The sequence below is a fragment of the Pseudomonas sichuanensis genome, from assembly GCF_024749065.1.
Taxonomy (GTDB): domain Bacteria; phylum Pseudomonadota; class Gammaproteobacteria; order Pseudomonadales; family Pseudomonadaceae; genus Aquipseudomonas; species Aquipseudomonas sichuanensis.
The window spans coordinates 5,089,853-5,105,404 of sequence record NZ_CP087185.1 but is presented as its reverse complement, the minus strand read 5'-3'; the positions used below and the strand labels follow the sequence as shown (position 1 = coordinate 5,105,404).

General features: G+C 56.2%; 13 protein-coding genes. 11 read left to right on the top strand and 2 right to left on the bottom strand.

Features of this window, described 5'->3' with window-relative positions:
• Window positions 1–294 precede the first annotated feature (294 nt).
• The 11 genes from LOY51_RS22995 (at window position 295) to LOY51_RS22945 (ending at window position 14,281) form a co-directional block, all read left to right on the top strand.
• Entirely contained in the window at window positions 295–813 is a 519-nt protein-coding gene (locus LOY51_RS22995) for an Hcp family type VI secretion system effector (RefSeq protein WP_125462404.1), read from the top strand.
• Window positions 814–897: 84 nt separating this feature from the next.
• A complete protein-coding gene (locus LOY51_RS22990; protein ID WP_258643223.1) occupies window positions 898–3,873 on the top strand; it encodes a type VI secretion system Vgr family protein in 2,976 nt (991 codons plus the stop codon).
• Entirely contained in the window at window positions 3,870–8,567 is a 4,698-nt protein-coding gene (locus LOY51_RS22985; RefSeq protein WP_258643222.1) for an RHS repeat-associated core domain-containing protein, read from the top strand. Before LOY51_RS22990 ends, LOY51_RS22985 begins: the two co-directional genes overlap by 4 nt.
• A gap of 16 nt (window positions 8,568–8,583) precedes the next feature.
• A complete protein-coding gene (locus LOY51_RS22980; RefSeq protein ID WP_258643220.1) occupies window positions 8,584–9,198 on the top strand; it encodes an Imm43 family immunity protein in 615 nt (204 codons plus the stop codon).
• A gap of 175 nt (window positions 9,199–9,373) precedes the next feature.
• Window positions 9,374–9,739: a hypothetical protein gene (locus LOY51_RS22975; RefSeq protein WP_258643217.1), complete on the top strand. Its 366-nt coding sequence runs from the start codon at window positions 9,374–9,376 to the stop codon at window positions 9,737–9,739.
• Window positions 9,740–9,993: 254 nt separating this feature from the next.
• Window positions 9,994–10,428 (top strand): hypothetical protein, encoded by a 435-nt coding sequence (locus LOY51_RS22970; protein ID WP_258643214.1) that lies wholly within the window; start codon window positions 9,994–9,996, stop codon window positions 10,426–10,428.
• A 120-nt stretch (window positions 10,429–10,548) separates the two neighbouring features.
• Window positions 10,549–11,139, top strand: coding sequence for a hypothetical protein (locus tag LOY51_RS22965; protein WP_258643212.1), 591 nt, complete (start codon window positions 10,549–10,551; stop codon window positions 11,137–11,139).
• A 346-nt stretch (window positions 11,140–11,485) separates the two neighbouring features.
• Window positions 11,486–11,932, top strand: coding sequence for a DUF4265 domain-containing protein (locus tag LOY51_RS22960; RefSeq protein ID WP_258643210.1), 447 nt, complete (start codon window positions 11,486–11,488; stop codon window positions 11,930–11,932).
• Window positions 11,933–12,332: 400 nt separating this feature from the next.
• Complete coding sequence (locus tag LOY51_RS22955; protein ID WP_258643208.1) at window positions 12,333–12,686, top strand: DUF7716 domain-containing protein; 354 nt, start codon at window positions 12,333–12,335, stop codon at window positions 12,684–12,686.
• Window positions 12,687–13,007: 321 nt separating this feature from the next.
• Window positions 13,008–13,628: a hypothetical protein gene (locus LOY51_RS22950; RefSeq protein WP_258643207.1), complete on the top strand. Its 621-nt coding sequence runs from the start codon at window positions 13,008–13,010 to the stop codon at window positions 13,626–13,628.
• Between the two features lie 65 nt (window positions 13,629–13,693).
• On the top strand, window positions 13,694–14,281 hold the full coding sequence (locus LOY51_RS22945; protein ID WP_258643205.1) for a DUF1963 domain-containing protein: 588 nt from the start codon (window positions 13,694–13,696) through the stop codon (window positions 14,279–14,281).
• 131 nt (window positions 14,282–14,412) lie between these two features.
• Here LOY51_RS22945 and LOY51_RS22940 read toward each other — a convergent pair whose 3' ends face one another.
• Together LOY51_RS22940 and LOY51_RS22935 are read right to left on the bottom strand one after the other, a co-directional pair.
• A complete protein-coding gene (locus LOY51_RS22940; protein ID WP_110994769.1) occupies window positions 14,413–14,682 on the bottom strand; it encodes a DUF3077 domain-containing protein in 270 nt (89 codons plus the stop codon).
• A 148-nt stretch (window positions 14,683–14,830) separates the two neighbouring features.
• Complete coding sequence (locus tag LOY51_RS22935) at window positions 14,831–15,076, bottom strand: hypothetical protein (RefSeq protein WP_258643203.1); 246 nt, start codon at window positions 15,074–15,076, stop codon at window positions 14,831–14,833.
• Window positions 15,077–15,552 lie beyond the last annotated feature (476 nt).

The window sequence follows — 15,552 nt, the reverse complement described above, 5'->3', positions numbered from 1 at the left end:
TGCGCAAGAAGTTGCGCACTTGGTCAGTCAAAAAATGCTCTCTGACGCGCTGCAGCCCTTGTGGCACGGGCTCTTCAGCCAAGTGCGCAACTTTTTGCCAGCACTGCGCAAGAAGTTGCGCAACTTTTGAATGTCGATCCCTGAAAAGCCAATCCAAACGAATGGCATTGTCATATAAGGCATTGATTTATATAGATAAAAATTCACTGGCGCAGATTTTGTATGGATGCGCATCCCCCGTTCGGCAACTTTCTGCCACCGGGTGACTTTCTCAACGCATGGAGAGCAACACGCATGGCAACTCCCGCCTACATGTCCGTCACTGGCGAAAAACAAGGCCTGATCACCGCTGGCGCGTTCACCGCCGACTCGGTGGGCAACACCTACCAGGAAGGCCACGAAGACCAGGTGATGGTCCAGGGCTTCGAGCACGAAGTGATCATCCCGCGTGACCCGCAGTCCGGCCAGCCGACCGGTCAGCGCGTGCACAAACCAGTCAAAATCACCAAGGTCTTCGACAAGGCTTCGCCGCTGCTGCTGGCTGCCCTGACCTCGGGCGAGCGCATGACCAAGATCGAGATCAAGTGGTACCGCACCTCGGCCCAGGGCACTCAGGAGCACTACTACACCACCGTCCTGGAAGACGCGATCATCGTCGACATCAAGGACTACATGCACAACTGCCAGGACCCGAGCAACGCTCACTTCACCCACCTGGAAGACGTGCACTTCACCTACCGCAAGATCACCTGGACCCACGAAGTGTCCGGTACTTCCGGTTCCGACGACTGGCGCGCGCCGGTCGCAGGCTAAGCCTGGACCCACCGCAGCCCGCCGCGTTCGCGCAGCGGGCTGCGGTCGTTTTGCCACCGAATTTTCGCAACATGAGGGACAAGGATGTTTGCCGCCGCGAACCAGACCCACTTCAGCTTGCACATCGATGGCCTGGAGCATGACTTCCAGGTCCTCGCCTTCGACGGCACGGAAGCCATCAGCCAACCCTACGCCATCGACCTGGAGCTGGTCAGCGAGCACCCCTCGCTGAACCTGGAGAGCCTGCTGCACAAGCCCGCGTTCCTTCAGCTCGGCGACGACGGGCGGGGCCTGCACGGCCTGATCTACCGTGCCGCGCAAGGCGAGGCAGGCAAGCGCCTGACCCGCTATCAGGTCACCTTACGCCCGCAGCTGGCGTACCTGGCCCACCGCATCAACCAGCGCATGTTCCAGCACAAGACCGTGCAGGCAATCATCGCCCAGGTGCTCGAGGAGCATGGCATCCTCGCCAACGCCTACCAATTCCAACTGGGCGCGACGTACCCCGAGCGCGAGTACTGCGTGCAGTACGACGAGTCCAACCTGCAGTTCATCCAGCGGTTGTGTGAAGAAGAAGGCATCCACTACCACTTCCGCCACAGCGCCGACGGCCACCAACTGGTGTTCGGCGACGACCAGACCGTGTTCCCCAAGCTGGCCCCGGTGGCCTACCAGCAGGATGCCGGGCTGGTCGCCGACACGCCGATGATCAAGCGCTTCGGCCTGCGCGTGGAAACCCGCACCAGCAGCGTCACCCGCCGCGATTACGACTTCAAGAAGCCGCTGATCCAGCTCGAAGGCGCCGCCGACAGCCTCGACGAGCCGGCCCTGGAAGACTACGACTATCCCGGCCGCTTCCTCGACCGTCCGCGCGGCAAGCACCTGGCCAACCGCGCCCTGGAACGCCACCGCAGCGACTACCAGCAGGCCAGCGGCGACAGCGACCAGCCGCTGCTCGCCAGCGGGCACTTCCTGACCCTGGCCAGCCACCCCAACGCCCAGTGGAATGACCTGTGGCTGCTCACCGACGTGCGCCACCAGGGCCGCCAACCGCAGGTACTGGAAGAAGCCATCACCAGCGACGTCGATGCCAAGTACGACGGTTTCCAGCAGGGCTACCGCAACTTCTTCGTGGTGACCCCGTGGCAGCAACCGTTCCGCCCGCCGCTGCTGCATCCCAAGCCCAAGGTGCTCGGCACCCAGCGCGCCGTGGTCAGCGGCCCGGCCGGCGAAGAGATCTACTGCGACGAGTACGGCCGCATCAAGGTGCAGTTCTTCTGGGACCGCGAAGGCCAGGCTGACGACAAGTCCAGCGTGTGGATGCGCGTGGCCAGCAGTTGGGCCGGGCAGGGCATCGCCGGGCTGCAATTGCCGCGAGTGGGCATGGAGGTATTGGTCAGCTTCCTCGAAGGCGACCCCGACCAACCGCTGGTGACCGGCTGCCTGTACCACGGCGTGAACATGCCGCACTACAAGCTGCCCGATCTGAAAACCCTGGCCACCATCAAGAGCAAGGAATACAAGGGCAGCCGCGGCAACGAACTGCGCATCGACGACACCACCAGCGAAATCAGCATCGCCCTGCGCAGCGACCACGGCGCCAGTGCGCTGAACCTCGGTTACCTCACCCACCCGCGCCCCTCCGGCGGCGCCCCGCGTGGTGAAGGTTTCGAACTGCGCACCGACCGCCATGGCGCCATCCGCGCTGCCGGCGGCCTGCTGCTCACCACCGAGCCCCGCGCCAACGAAGCCAAGCACCACAAGGACCTGCCCGAAACCGCCGAACGCCTGGCTACCGCCAGCGACCAGCAGGACAGCCTCGCCGAGCTGGCCAAGCAGATGCAGGCCCAGGAGCCCGGCGACCAGGACACCGTGGCCAAGGACCTGCACAAGCAGCACCAGGGCATCCTCGGCAGCGGCCCGGGCGACCTGAGCAAAAACGAATTCGCCGAATTCACCCAGCCGCACCTGGTGGTGTCGAGCCCCGCCGGCATCGCGCTGACCACCCCCGGCCCCAACCACCTCACCAGCGGCAGCCACCTGGCCCTTAGCAGCACCGGCCACACCAGCATGTCTGTCGGCAAGCGCCTGCTGGCCAGCGCCAGCCAGGGCATGCGCTTCTTCGTGCAGAGCCTGGGCTGGAAGCTGGTCACGGCCTCCGGCGACATCGACATCCGCGCCCTGAAGGACAGCATCAACCTGCTGGCCAAGCTCGACATCACCGCCAACGCCGACCGCATCCTGCTCAAGGCCAAGACCGAACTGGTGGTGCAGGGCGGCGGCAGCGCCACCACTTACAACGCCAGTGGCATCACCCACGTCACCAGCGCCAACTACACCGCCAAGGCCGCCCAGTTCGCCCATATCGGCGCGGCGAGCCTGGCCGGCACCTTCCCCGAGCCACCCAAGCCGGGCAAGGGCGCGCTGGAACTGTTCAACCTGTACGCCAACACCAAAGGCATCAAGGCCGGCGACTACGAAGTCACCGACGCCCTGGGCACGCTGCTCAAGGGCACGTTAGACGGGCAGGGGTTCAAGGCTGTGTCCGGTGCCGCGCCGGGGCCGGCGACGGCCAAGTTCGGCCTCGACACGGCCGACACCTGGAGCATCGGCAGCTTCGCCAAGGGCCTGCCCTGGCCGAAGCTGGCGGTGACCGAAGAAGGCGCGCCGTCGATGCTGGATTCGATGATCGACTCGCTGACGCCGGATGGCAGTGGCGCGGCGATGGATACGGTCAAGCGACTGGCCAGCAGTGGCATGGACGCGGCGAAGACCGGCATGAGCCTGCTCAAGGCCGGGCAGGGAGCAATGCAGAGTGCGCAGCAGGTACAAGGTGCGCTCAAGGCTGGCGTGGCCGGTTTACCGCAACTGGCGAGCGCCGCCAGTTCGGCACTGCCGGCCGCTTCTGGCGCACTGGGCGCCGCTGGCAAGGCAGGCGCCGCAGTCCAGGGCGCCATGGCCAGCCTGCCGAAGCTGCCGCCACCACCCAAACTCCCCGCCTTCAAGGCACCGAACCTGAACACCCTGACTGACCTGATGCCAGGCGAGCTGATTTCATGACCGAACAGACTTCCCAACCCGGTGGCCGCGAAGTCGCCATCGTTCCCCTGAGCGACATCCACATCGAAGACGTCGGCCGTGGTGCTGCAGTGTTCGATGCCTGGCTGCGTGACGTCAGCGACGGTTATGTCACTCTCGAACGCATCAAGAACGTCGCGGGTTCCTTGCCGGTGGTGGGCAACATCATCGCCCTGGTCGACGCCCTGGGTGATGTCGTCACCTTGGCTGAAAGTGACAAGCCTGACCCGTGGGACTGGGTCAGCCTGGGCATCAACCTGATCGGCGTGGTGCCTATTCCACCGAGTATGGCGGCCGCACGCATGAGCCTGCGACCGATGCTGTTCATGGTGCGCCAGGAAGGCAAGCAGGTCCTCGGCGACGCGCTGATCGAGATCATTGTCGGGCACCTGAACGCCGATATCGTCGGTAGCCTGGATGACTTCGTCAGCCAAGCAGAAGACAAGCTCAAGGAAACCCTCACTGCGGCAGGTGGCAAGGGCGAGGAAATACTCAACGAGATCTGCAAAGGCCTGGATGCCTTGATCGATGGCGATCTCGACAGCGGCAAGGACCTTGGCGAGGCCGGCAAAAAAGCGAGCAAGGCGGCAGACCAACTGCTGCATGACCCTTTGGCCAGTATCGACAACATTTTCGATGCGGCCTGGAGCGCCTCCAAGGCGGCAGGCAAGGGCATGGCCAACATGGCCGCCAGCGCAACGATCAGTGAGGAGGCCAAGGACTATGGCCACAAGCAAGTCGCCAAATTGCGCGTGCTGGCGCCTCAGATCAAGAGCGAGATCCTCAAGCTCGGCGCGGCCAGCAATCCGCATTCGATCGAAGCTCTGCGTCTGATCTTGGTCGCTAGCGTGGCGCTGTGGCGCAAGCGCAATCCGCAGTTGGTGGACACCAACATCAAACCCAACTCCACCAGCACCGCGCAGCACCAGGCCACGCAAGGCAAGCTTGAAACCCAGCGCGAGGAAGCGCCGCCGAAGAATGCGGCCAACAGCTGCAAGAACGGCAGTTGTACCGGTACCAAACGCGACATCAACTTTGCCCTTGGCTGTGAGACGCTGCAGCACGTCGACTTCAGCCTGCCCGGCCCATTCCCGGTCACCTGGGCGCGGACCTACAACTCACGGCTGGCAGAACTCGACGACAGTAGCCTGGGTGCCCGTTGGCTGACCGAGTTCACCACCTGCATCGATGTGGTCGACGATGGTCTGGTGTTCCACGACGTCGATGGCCGTAGCCACCCGTACCCCATGCCCAAACAGGGCAAGCCGCACTATGACCCGATCGAGTACCGAAGCTTGGTCCGCACCACTGAGACCCAGATCATCCTCACGCGTGGGCTGGAGCGGCGTGAAACCTACGAGCGGTTCGGTGATCGGTTCTATCTGGTTCATATCGTCCTGCGCAGCGGCGCTGGCGCGATGCTGCACTACGAGCATCATTTCAACGGCCGTCCGGTGTTGTCCGACATCAACACGTATGAGGACAACGACCCGACCAAGGTGCACCTGCAACTGGGTACGCTGCTCGACGACCAGGGCCACATCCAGGGCGTGTGGCAGGTGGTCGACGGCAAGCCGCTGCGCCAGCTGTGCGCCTATCACTACGATGACCAGGGCGACCTTGTCATCGCCCAGGACGAGCACGGCGCCGCCTGGCACTACCAGTACCAGCATCACCTGGTGACCCGTTACACCGACCGTACTCAGCGCGGTTTCAACCTCGAATGGGATGGTTCGGGAGCGCATGCCAAGGCCATCCGCGAGTGGGCCGACGACGGCAGCTTCGAAACGCGCCTGCAATGGGACAAGCATATCCGCCTGACCACCGTGACCGATGCCCACGGCCAGCAGACTAAGCATTACTACGACATCCTCGGCTACACCTACCGCATCAAGCATCCGGACGGTAATTCCGAATGGCTGTTCCGCGATGACCGCAAGAACATCATCCGCCACGTCCACCCCGACGGCAGCCAGGATCGCTTCGCCTACGACGAGCGTAGCAACCTGCTCAAGCACATCCGCGCCGACCACAGCGTGGTGCACTACGCCTACGACGACCACGACCAGCTGATCAAGATCCGTGACGCCGAGGGCGGGCTCTGGCTGCGTGATTACGATGAGCGCGGCAACCTGGTCGAGACCGTTGACCCGCTGGGCAACAAGACCGAGTTCGCCTACACCCCGGCCGGGTTGGTCAAGGCGATCAAGGATGCTATCGGCAACGAGAAGAAAATCGCCTACAACGACGCCGGGCAGCTGCTGGAGTACACCGACTGTTCCGGCAAGACCAGCCAGTGGAGCTATAACGCCCTCGGCCAGATGTGTGAGTTCGCCGATGCCGCCGGCAACAAGACCGCCTACGAATACAAGGCCGGGCAACTGGCCAAGGTCACCCATCCGGACAAGACCGAAGAACACTTCGAGCGTGACGCGGAAGGCCGCCTGTTGGCGCATGTCGATGCCCTCGACCGCTGCACCACCTGGACCTACAACGAGGTCGGCCTGCTGGCAGAGCGCGTCGATGCGGCAGAACATACCCTGCGCTACCGTTGGGACAAGCTGGGCCGGTTGATCGGGCTGGAAAACGAAAACGAGAGCAAGGCCAACTTCCTCTACGACCCGGTGGGTCGCCTGTTGCAAGAGACTGGCTTCGATGGCTTGGTCACCCACTATCAGTACGACCCTTACACCGGTCGATTGGCGAGCACCCAGGTCGGCCAACGCCGTATTGAACTGCGCCTCGACCGCATGGGCCGGTTGGCCGAGCGTACCGCCCGCCTGGGCGATCAGAGCCAGACCGAAACCTTTGCCTACGATGGTAATGGCCAGCTGATCCAGGCCACCAACGCCGCCAGCAAGCTGCAATGGTTCCGTGACGAAGCGGGCAATATGACCCGCGAGCACCAGTACTACCTGGCCACCGGCACGCCGATGGTCGCGGTGTGGCAGCACGAATACGACGCGCTAAACCAACGTATTGCAACGATTCGTCCGGACGGCCATAAGGTCAGCTTGCTGACCTATGGCAGCGGTCACCTGCTTGGTATGACCCTCGACCAACACGAGATGCTGGCCTACGAGCGCGATGACCTGCACCGCGAGGTGGTACGGCATCAAGGCAACCAGCTGATGCAGACCCAGGCCTGGGATCCGGTCGGGCGTTTGCAGGAACAACTGCTGGGCAGCCATGACGGCCAGTCCACGCTGCTCAAGCGTCAGTACCGCTACGACGCTGCCAGCCAACTCACCAATATCCATGACTCTCGCCGTGGTCAGTTGGAGTATCAATACGATCCAGTCGGTCGTTTGCTGCAGGCTACCAGTCGCCTCGGCGTGGAAACCTTCGCCTTCGACCCGGCCGGCAACCTGCTCGACCAGAAGACCCAGGAACTGAACCGTCCGCTGGAAGCGGATCCGCGTCGCAACAAGCTGATGGACAACCTGCTGCGTGAGTACGCTGGCACCCATTACCGTTACGACGAACGCGGCAACTTGATCCACCGTTTGCACAACGGCTCCCATGGCCACTTCACCTGGGACCTGTTCGACCGGCTGGTCAGCTACAACGACGATAAGCTCAAGGTCGATTACAGCTACGACGCCTTGGGTCGACGTCTGCACAAACACTCGGTGGCGCATTTCTGGGATCGCCCCGAGGCGGGCACTGGCTGGAACCAGCTACAACGGGCCAAACGCCAACGCGAACTCGGCTGCGGCTTCACCCTGTTTGGCTGGGATGGCGACACTCTGGCTTGGGAAAGCTCACCACCACGGGATGAGGGCGATACTGGATGTACCGTGCACTACTTGTACGAGCCGGGCAGCTATGTGCCGGTCGCTCAGGCCTTGCGCAAGAGTCCGATCCGCCTGCACAAGCAACCGGACTGGAGCCTGCGTGAGTACGACTTTGATCAGGATCCGTTGTGGCACACCGAGGTCAAACCGCAGGCCTTCGATGCTATTGCCTGGTACCAGTGTGACCACCTCGGCACGCCGATGGAGTTGACCGATGAGCAAGGCAATGTCGCTTGGACGGGACAGTACAAGGCGTGGGGGGGCGTCCGCGTGGAGCGCTCGGAATGGGCTAAGCAACACGGGCTGAGTAACCCGATTCGTTTCCAAGGGCAGTACCAGGATCATGAGACGGGGCTGCATTACAACCGTTTCCGGTACTATGACCCAAGAACGGGACGCTTCATGGGGCAAGATCCAATCGGTTATGCGGGAGGCTTGAACCTCTACCAGTATGTAAGCAACCCCAATCAATGGATCGATCCAAGTGGGCTATGTAGTAAGGCTCTGAATGATGCACTGGGAGGGGTGCCGAATGATCATATGCAGGCGCATCATTTGATTCCAGAGCAGATTTGGCGTGAGCGAGCAAGCTTCTTCTCGGATATTGGGATGTATGAGCAGCGTGATGCCAAAGAGAATGGATTGTTAATGCCCGATAGTGCAGATAAAGCAAAGAGTATGGGTAAGATGTTTTATCATTGCGGCTCTCATGGGAAGGTGTATTCGCCTATGGTGGATAACATGGTTGCGAAAGTTCAAGATAGGTACGACGCTGGAGTGATAGATGAGGCACAGGCTCGCTCAGAGGTGGCCACTATCCAGAAGAGATTAAGGACAAGCCTGTCGGTCTCGGGTAAAAAACAGCGGCGTGTTAGATAAGTTAGGGGGTGGCAGGATGAAATATTTTGTTATTTCGCAAGCGGAAGCACCGGGGGCTCCGTTAGGTTTTTTGAATGCGGCCCTGTATGATAAATACTATGAAAATAGTGAAAATGTGGAGTATGGATTTTTTTCTTGGTACGCCGAGCGTAGAGCATCTAGAGAGCATAAGCCGTTCCCGGCAGGTATGGTGCTGATATCAAAGGATAAAAGCTATTCGTTTGATATTAGGGGCGTGGCAGGATTCTATGTGGTGAGTGATGAGTTTCTGCGTGTCTGTAATAGTTTTACCACCTGTGTCGAAGACTTCGCTTCTATTGAAGTTGTTGCCAGGGATGGGAAAAAAATATCAGAAAAGAAATACAGCGCGGCTTATCTCGGTGGCCTGGATGTTCGAGACTATGCAGCCCCCGAGTCTGCTTTCATAGAAGAGGATGGTTTGATTTTTAGAATCAAGAAACTTGTGATGGATAGGGAGGTTGGTCTCGATCTTTTTCGTTTCAAAGGGCTGCACGCAGGAAGTGGTACTTTGATATGTTCTGAACGTTTTGCTGACTCTGCGAAAGACTTGCACGGCATTACAATTCAACCTATGGATTCCATTGTTTGGTCCCAGGTCAAGAGAATTTAACCAGGCATTCCGTGTCAGCGTCATTGTTCTGAAAACCTACCGACACGACGCACAGCAGGCCGCGCTGCTCACTGCCGAGCCGCGCGGCAGCACAGCCAAGCACCAAAAGGATCTGCCCAAGACCGCTTGATTACACATATGTAGGCAATTTAAAGAATATGAAGCAACGGAAAATATGAAGTCTGTAGAACAGTTGGCTTACAACAAGCTAGAGCGTTTCGTAGAAGGCATTTCGACCAGGAATTCCTCCGTGTTGCAGCGAGAGTTTTCTATAAATTGCTCTGTGATTGATGAAATATATGAGTCGATTGACGACTATTATGGTCCAGAAGTAAAGCTATCAATTGCGACCTTGGCAGATGCTGGGTATGTCCTGCTTGGAGGACGGAGTCTGATCGATTTCTATCCTATGAGTGATGGCTGTTTGGGTGTGGAATGTGTGTTGCTCATTGACGGCAAAGTAGGAGAGGCGATCTTGCATGTCGAGTTTTCGATTGATGCTGATAAGTGTGATTTAAAGTATAGGTACATAGGGTCTTGAGTCTGGAATGCTTAGTGTTGTTGCTATTTAATAAGGGTGGGTTTGGTTTCAAGAGCTGCTTAAAATTTAGGTTGCGGTTTGATTGAACTATTGGCGGCTGGCAAGGGTTGTGTTGAGCTCTGCCAGTATCGCCCTAGCCACCCCTGGTTCTGAGTCGCACCGGACATACTTTATTAAACTAGGATTAATGGCGTGACAAAATCGCGAGCATTTGAAAACCCTTGTTCCTGCGAGTGTGGTTAGGGGTGGTTGAAATGGAGTCAATTGAACGGTTGCGATGCTTTATTGAGGACATGCTTGAATGGGAGACTTCGTTTGGGTCTAAAAGGCGTGCCCACCAGAGAGAAATGCCTGGCGATCAAGAAGGTCGATTGCGCTTGATACAAGACAATAGAGAAAAATTGCTGGGGATATTCGAGAAGCATTTAAGCTCCTCCGCTCTGGCGACGACTGCACAAGCGCGTTTAAGCACTATGGGTACAGCCCGTCCTCCAGAGTATGCGCAGTTGATTGTTGAGGGGACGGAAACTCAGGTTGGGAAGAAGGTGTATATTGAAACATATAATGAGAAAGATATAGTTTCGCGCCGTCGATATTCTATGGTTTTCGAAGGTGAAGATCCAAGGGTTGATGCCATTTACGCTTGGCGTGAAAGTTCTGAGAGGTGGGAGAAACAGAAGGCGATATGATTTGGTTGTGTGGGTAATCCAGAATAGCCCGGAGGCGCGTGAGGCTAGGTGGCGCGCCACTAAGAAAGCAGTCTGAGCAATATCTAAAAACACTAAATTTCTGTTGCTAGGTGAGTTGAGATGTTTAAGGAATTGGTTTTTTCTTCGGACGCCTCTTTGGGAGATGATGGTTACGTTGGAGGAGGAGTATGGTTGCCAGAATCTATACCATGGCCGAAGTCAGAAGATGGGGCCGCTTTGGTACATCTGATCGCCTTTCCTAGCAACTGGTTAGCGGGCGAGGAATCGTCTAGCTGGATTTCAGTTTTTATCCCATATGAGCCTAGCGATGTTGGCCACTATCGAAAACTTCGGATGAATAGCGGTAAGTCTCAGGCGGTTGTACTGATTTATGATAAAGGATCCAAGCTTCGGAACGAGGCTGAAGGGAAAATTGAAAAATGTGGAAGGTTTGTGATTTCACTATCTGATGAGGATGATGACGACGAAAATCTCGCCTCTAAGATTGATGGTGTTGATGCCTGGCTACAAGGGGCTTTGGGGTTGGCTGGTGCAAGAAGACGAGTTTCAATTTATGGTGGAGACTTGGATTTGTCCATCCCAAAGAATAAGGGGGTGTTGTCGGATGGTATGGGGTATTTGCTTCTAAGTGATGAGTTTTTGATGGGGCAGTCAGAAGCAGAGCGTGGCTTCTTTCTGCAGCTTGGGTAGACCTTAGAAGTTGCTTCATGGGAGGGTGGGACTTTTGAGTGTTTTGAGGTGCTCATTGCTTCACTCGCCTTGATTAAGTGTTTGGGTTTAAGGCCGCTAGTGATTTTCGTGGTTTTAGTTTTCTAATTTAATGGGAGGGAGGTTAGAGGGAGCAGATAGGTCATGCAAATGTTTCCACATCCAGGGAAGGGGATTTGGCAGCATGTAATACTGTTTTGGAAGGGGTGTCTTGCAATTTGAGTGCTGGGAATAGTGGTTGTGTGACAGAAGGGCTGTTCTGTGTTGAATGAGGGGGTTTTGAAGTTGTTCATGGAAGGTAAAGAAGATTTTTGTGTTATCAGGGTGTTTGTTTCGAGCAAAAAAAAGCCCAGTATATGAAGAACTTCCTGCTCTTCGAAAAGGCGAGCATGTCTATGAGCTTTTGTCATCTCCAGGGCTCGCCCTTAACCTTGCAAGGGGGGATCTGATTAGCATTGAAGATCCAGACTCCCCTGCTGTGGTTATAAAAAGAGGGGGTAATTTCTGTATTAATTTGTATGCGGAGCATATTGATGCGGACACGATTTCAAGGCTTGAGGCTGAAGTGAATAACTCGCTGGGTGGTACGCTTGATGGCGTATACCGAGGAAATTTGGCGTTTAGTGTTCCAGCGAGAAGTGGGCGGGATAGAATTAGGGAGGTATTTAATAAGTTCAAGGGGGAGGCAGGTATTGAATGGTACTATTCGAATATATATAAGAATTTCAATGATCTTGATGATGATACGTTGTTGGACTGGTGGCTAGACAGTTAGGCTCATTGTTTTACAGGTGGTGGTGGGTGCAACTAGTTTGACGGCTATTCATGGTTTCTTGTACTAAAAATATTTCGTATTGCAACTGCTTTGTTCAGCTGTAATCGCCATGTCACCAAGAGCCAGCGCATTACGACCGGTTAGTTAGCTATCGGGACGACAAACTCAAGGTCGACTACAGCTCGTCCTAGGGCTCCGTCTGCAATATCACTCGGAAGCACACTTCTGAGGCCGGCCTAAGGCCGGTAACGGTTGGAGCCAGTTGGAGCAGGTCAAACTCCAACGCGAACTTGGCTGCGGTTTCGCGGAGACGTGCGGGCTGTGCCATGGTTACGTCCTTCTCGAGCGCATCCCCCTCTTGAGGCCCTAGGATGCACTATGACTTACAGGATAGCCCGTCATGCGAAAATTTGAACTCAATGAGGTTTATAGGTTGGAAGATCTTATTGGCCTTGTGAAAAACAGGGCGGATAGGGACTATATTTATGCCATCTATAATAAGTTGGGCGTGGAGAATTTGGCTTTAGGGCAAGATATTTTTGTTGGTGAGACTCCGTCGTATGATGATGACGATAATGAGGTTTTGCCGAAAAAAGTCCAAGATGCCGATTATGAATTTTGCTATATTCGAGATCACTTCCAGGATGTTATCGATTTGGCTGTTTCGCAAGATCCTAAAGTCAGTGATGAAGCATTGGTGAGGTGTTTGAATTACTACGCTGATTACGATGATTTCTTGGATGTCGTTCCTTAAGGATTGGTGTTTGGATGGCTGCTGGCAGTATTTAACAGGTAAGAGGGTTTAATTAACTATTAGGGCTTGTCGAAATTTTATGGCGGCCATTTTATATGATAAATATCAGCTTGAAATTACCCTTCCAGTATTACTGGAAAAGTAATTCTTGTTGGGGCGTTGAATGGTGTTCTGCGACCTTGTCGGTCGGCTGTTGCAGGAAATGTCGAATCTCAGGCCATAAAGCGAATGCCTCAGATGTTGATAAGCCAGGCATCTGAAGCACATTGAGTGTGTGCAGCTCAAATCAGAACAACGATTCCAGGTTTTCCGGGAGGGGGAATGAAATTCTATGTGATTAGTCAAAAAAAAGACGCGGGTTCGCACTTGGGTCTACTGGATGCAGCTCTTTTTGATAAGGCATATGAGAACTGGGGTGAGGTACAGTATGGATATTTCCCCTGGTATGCGAATGCTACAGGTACAGTTCCGCATGAGAAAATGCCGTCGGGAATGGTTCTTGTAGGGGAATCCAAAAAGTATTATTTCGGAGCTCGCAGACTTGCAAGAGGCCTATATGCGATCAATGCGAAATTTTATCTCGCTTGCTTGGAGGTGGGAGTTAAATTTGTCGATGTGGAGAAAGTCAAATTCATCGTTGATGGGGGAGCGGAAAATCCAGTCAGCTACTATGCGGCGGTCTTCAAGACCTACCCGTGCGATGAAGTGATTGAGTCAACATCAAAGATGACGTGCGATGAATATGGCTGGATCGAATCTTTTGAACGTTTAGAGCTTCGGTCTACTGATAGTGCATTATTCAGGATTGGTGGGTTGTCCCCCTACATTGATACACTCTACTGTACTGAAGACTTCAAAGAAATAGCGGAGCGCCATGGCGTGTTAGGTGTTGAGTTTATTTCTTTAGATGAGAGTGATTCAAGAGATGTTTGTCCTCTGTAGTTGGCCGAAATAAGCGGCTGGTCAAAATGGTCGGGCGAGTTCGGGTTGGCATTGGAGCAGTTACGATGAAGGTACTGAAATTCAAAGAAACACTGTCCGAAAATACTGAGCCACATAGTGGTGGTAGCTGTTTGCTGCCTGATGATCAGCATTGGCCTGTGGACACAAGAGGTGAACCGCAGTTACATCTGATGACGATCCCGGCCGCGTGGATTGAAGAAGGTTGCGAGGGTTGGTTGTCGTTTTTTACGCCTTACGATCAGGAAGACACATACCTGCACTGGGAAACACTGACAAGCGAAGCGGGCAATGCCTCCGTGGTGCTTCTTCACGATAACAGCGGCATCGCTAGCAGTGGCGGCCATGATTCACTCTCGCCCGCGCGCCTGATCCAGTTGGACATCACGGATGAGGCTGAACCTTGCGGGCACTTCAAGTCCCGCGTGAGCCAACACATTGCCTGGCTGCAGGATTGCGAACAGATTGAAGGACACGCATGCCACTTGATGGTCAATGGCGATGATTTCGATGTGGGTCTTGCCGAGGCGCCAGGGGTCTTTTCCGATGGCGTGGTTTACGTATTTTTGAGCACTGACTTCCACAAGCAGTGCAGACCAGGCAAATGTGGCCTGATGACGTTCCAGTTTTCGTGATCAGGGATTGATGGATGACCTAGAGACATCTGTACCGGGTGATCAGAGGCGGGCCCAAGCACATTAGGTGCGCGCATCGCTCAACCCAATTGCCAGGGCGCCGACACGCCGACTCCCTGGCACAGCACCACTCAGTGCCTCATCCCTAACTCGGCATCATCCATCAGCGCCTTGGCCAGCGCGCTCAGGTAGTACGACGCCCAAAGCAGTTGGGGTTTCTCTTCCATGATCCCGGCGATGGTCAGGTCGCGTACGCAGCCCATCAGCTCCGATGCCTGGTCACGGGCGTGCTGGCAGGGGATGCCGGGTTCAATGCAGAACAGCGGGGCGGTCATGCCTTCGCCTTGGTAGAACTTGGTTTTGCCCGCAGTGGTGCGGGGCGTGGTGTCGTCTGTGTTCATTGCTCACTCTCCCTGAAATGATGGTGCCTGGGCTGGCCCTATCGCGGGTCAAGCCCGCTCCCACGCAGGTATAACGCTGCGGGCTGGGTTGCGTGGGAGCGGGCTTGCCCCGCGATAGCGCCAGCCCAGGCGACACATGACCAACGGCCTAGTGGAACGCCTGGCGCTCCATCTGCGGCATCTGCACCTGGATCAATGCCGACTCGAGCAGCACCCGCAGCGCCTCGATCTCATGCATTAACGCCATGATCAAAATCGACGCGGGCGACTTGGGCTGGATCGAAATGGCCTGATGCGCCACAGCCTGCGCGCACAGGGCGTACTCCGTGGCCTGGATCAGGGTGTCTTCAAGGGAATGATGATTGTGGGGTGGATCGGGGACGATCTTTAGCATTTTGGGGTACCTGGGAAGGGCCGCAACACGCCTGCTGTCAAACAAGAAGGTGGCAGCTGTACATGGGTTGACAGACCGGTAGGTATCCCAAGACCCGGCGCACACGAAGTGCCCCACGTACAGCCGCCATAAAGGCAAGCCATGGGAATAAACCTAGGACGGCCTGTCAAAGCCGATCACTGTTTTCGCAGCGACCGCCCGAGACTAGAGGCCAACCCAGACCACCGCAATGGCTTGAAAGGACCTGGCAGTATGTTTGGGAAATGGACTACAGGAAAGGTGCTTAATCTGATTCTTCCCATTCCCATTTACCGCCCACAACCCCGCAAAAAGTCGCCTGAGCGTGGGAGCCTTCGCCTTCGACCCTGTCGATACCCACCCTCGCCACCGCCTGCCTATCGCCACAATAGCGAACGGTGGTTGTTCTAAAACCTGCGAAGTAGGACAATTATCGGCTTCACGTCCCAACCAGCGAC

Excerpts from the sequence above, each read along its gene's own strand:
- LOY51_RS22995 (WP_125462404.1), top strand. The coding sequence starts at position 295 with ATGGCAACTCCCGCCTACATGTCCGTCACTGGCGAAAAACAAGGCCTG.
- LOY51_RS22990 (WP_258643223.1), top strand. The coding sequence starts at position 898 with ATGTTTGCCGCCGCGAACCAGACCCACTTCAGCTTGCACATCGATGGC.
- LOY51_RS22985 (WP_258643222.1), top strand. The coding sequence starts at position 3,870 with ATGACCGAACAGACTTCCCAACCCGGTGGCCGCGAAGTCGCCATCGTT.
- LOY51_RS22980 (WP_258643220.1), top strand. The coding sequence starts at position 8,584 with ATGAAATATTTTGTTATTTCGCAAGCGGAAGCACCGGGGGCTCCGTTA.
- LOY51_RS22975 (WP_258643217.1), top strand. The coding sequence starts at position 9,374 with ATGAAGTCTGTAGAACAGTTGGCTTACAACAAGCTAGAGCGTTTCGTA.
- LOY51_RS22970 (WP_258643214.1), top strand. The coding sequence starts at position 9,994 with ATGGAGTCAATTGAACGGTTGCGATGCTTTATTGAGGACATGCTTGAA.
- LOY51_RS22965 (WP_258643212.1), top strand. The coding sequence starts at position 10,549 with ATGTTTAAGGAATTGGTTTTTTCTTCGGACGCCTCTTTGGGAGATGAT.
- LOY51_RS22955 (WP_258643208.1), top strand. The coding sequence starts at position 12,333 with ATGCGAAAATTTGAACTCAATGAGGTTTATAGGTTGGAAGATCTTATT.
- LOY51_RS22950 (WP_258643207.1), top strand. The coding sequence starts at position 13,008 with ATGAAATTCTATGTGATTAGTCAAAAAAAAGACGCGGGTTCGCACTTG.
- LOY51_RS22945 (WP_258643205.1), top strand. The coding sequence starts at position 13,694 with ATGAAGGTACTGAAATTCAAAGAAACACTGTCCGAAAATACTGAGCCA.
- LOY51_RS22940 (WP_110994769.1), bottom strand. The coding sequence starts at position 14,682 with ATGAACACAGACGACACCACGCCCCGCACCACTGCGGGCAAAACCAAG.
- LOY51_RS22935 (WP_258643203.1), bottom strand. The coding sequence starts at position 15,076 with ATGCTAAAGATCGTCCCCGATCCACCCCACAATCATCATTCCCTTGAA.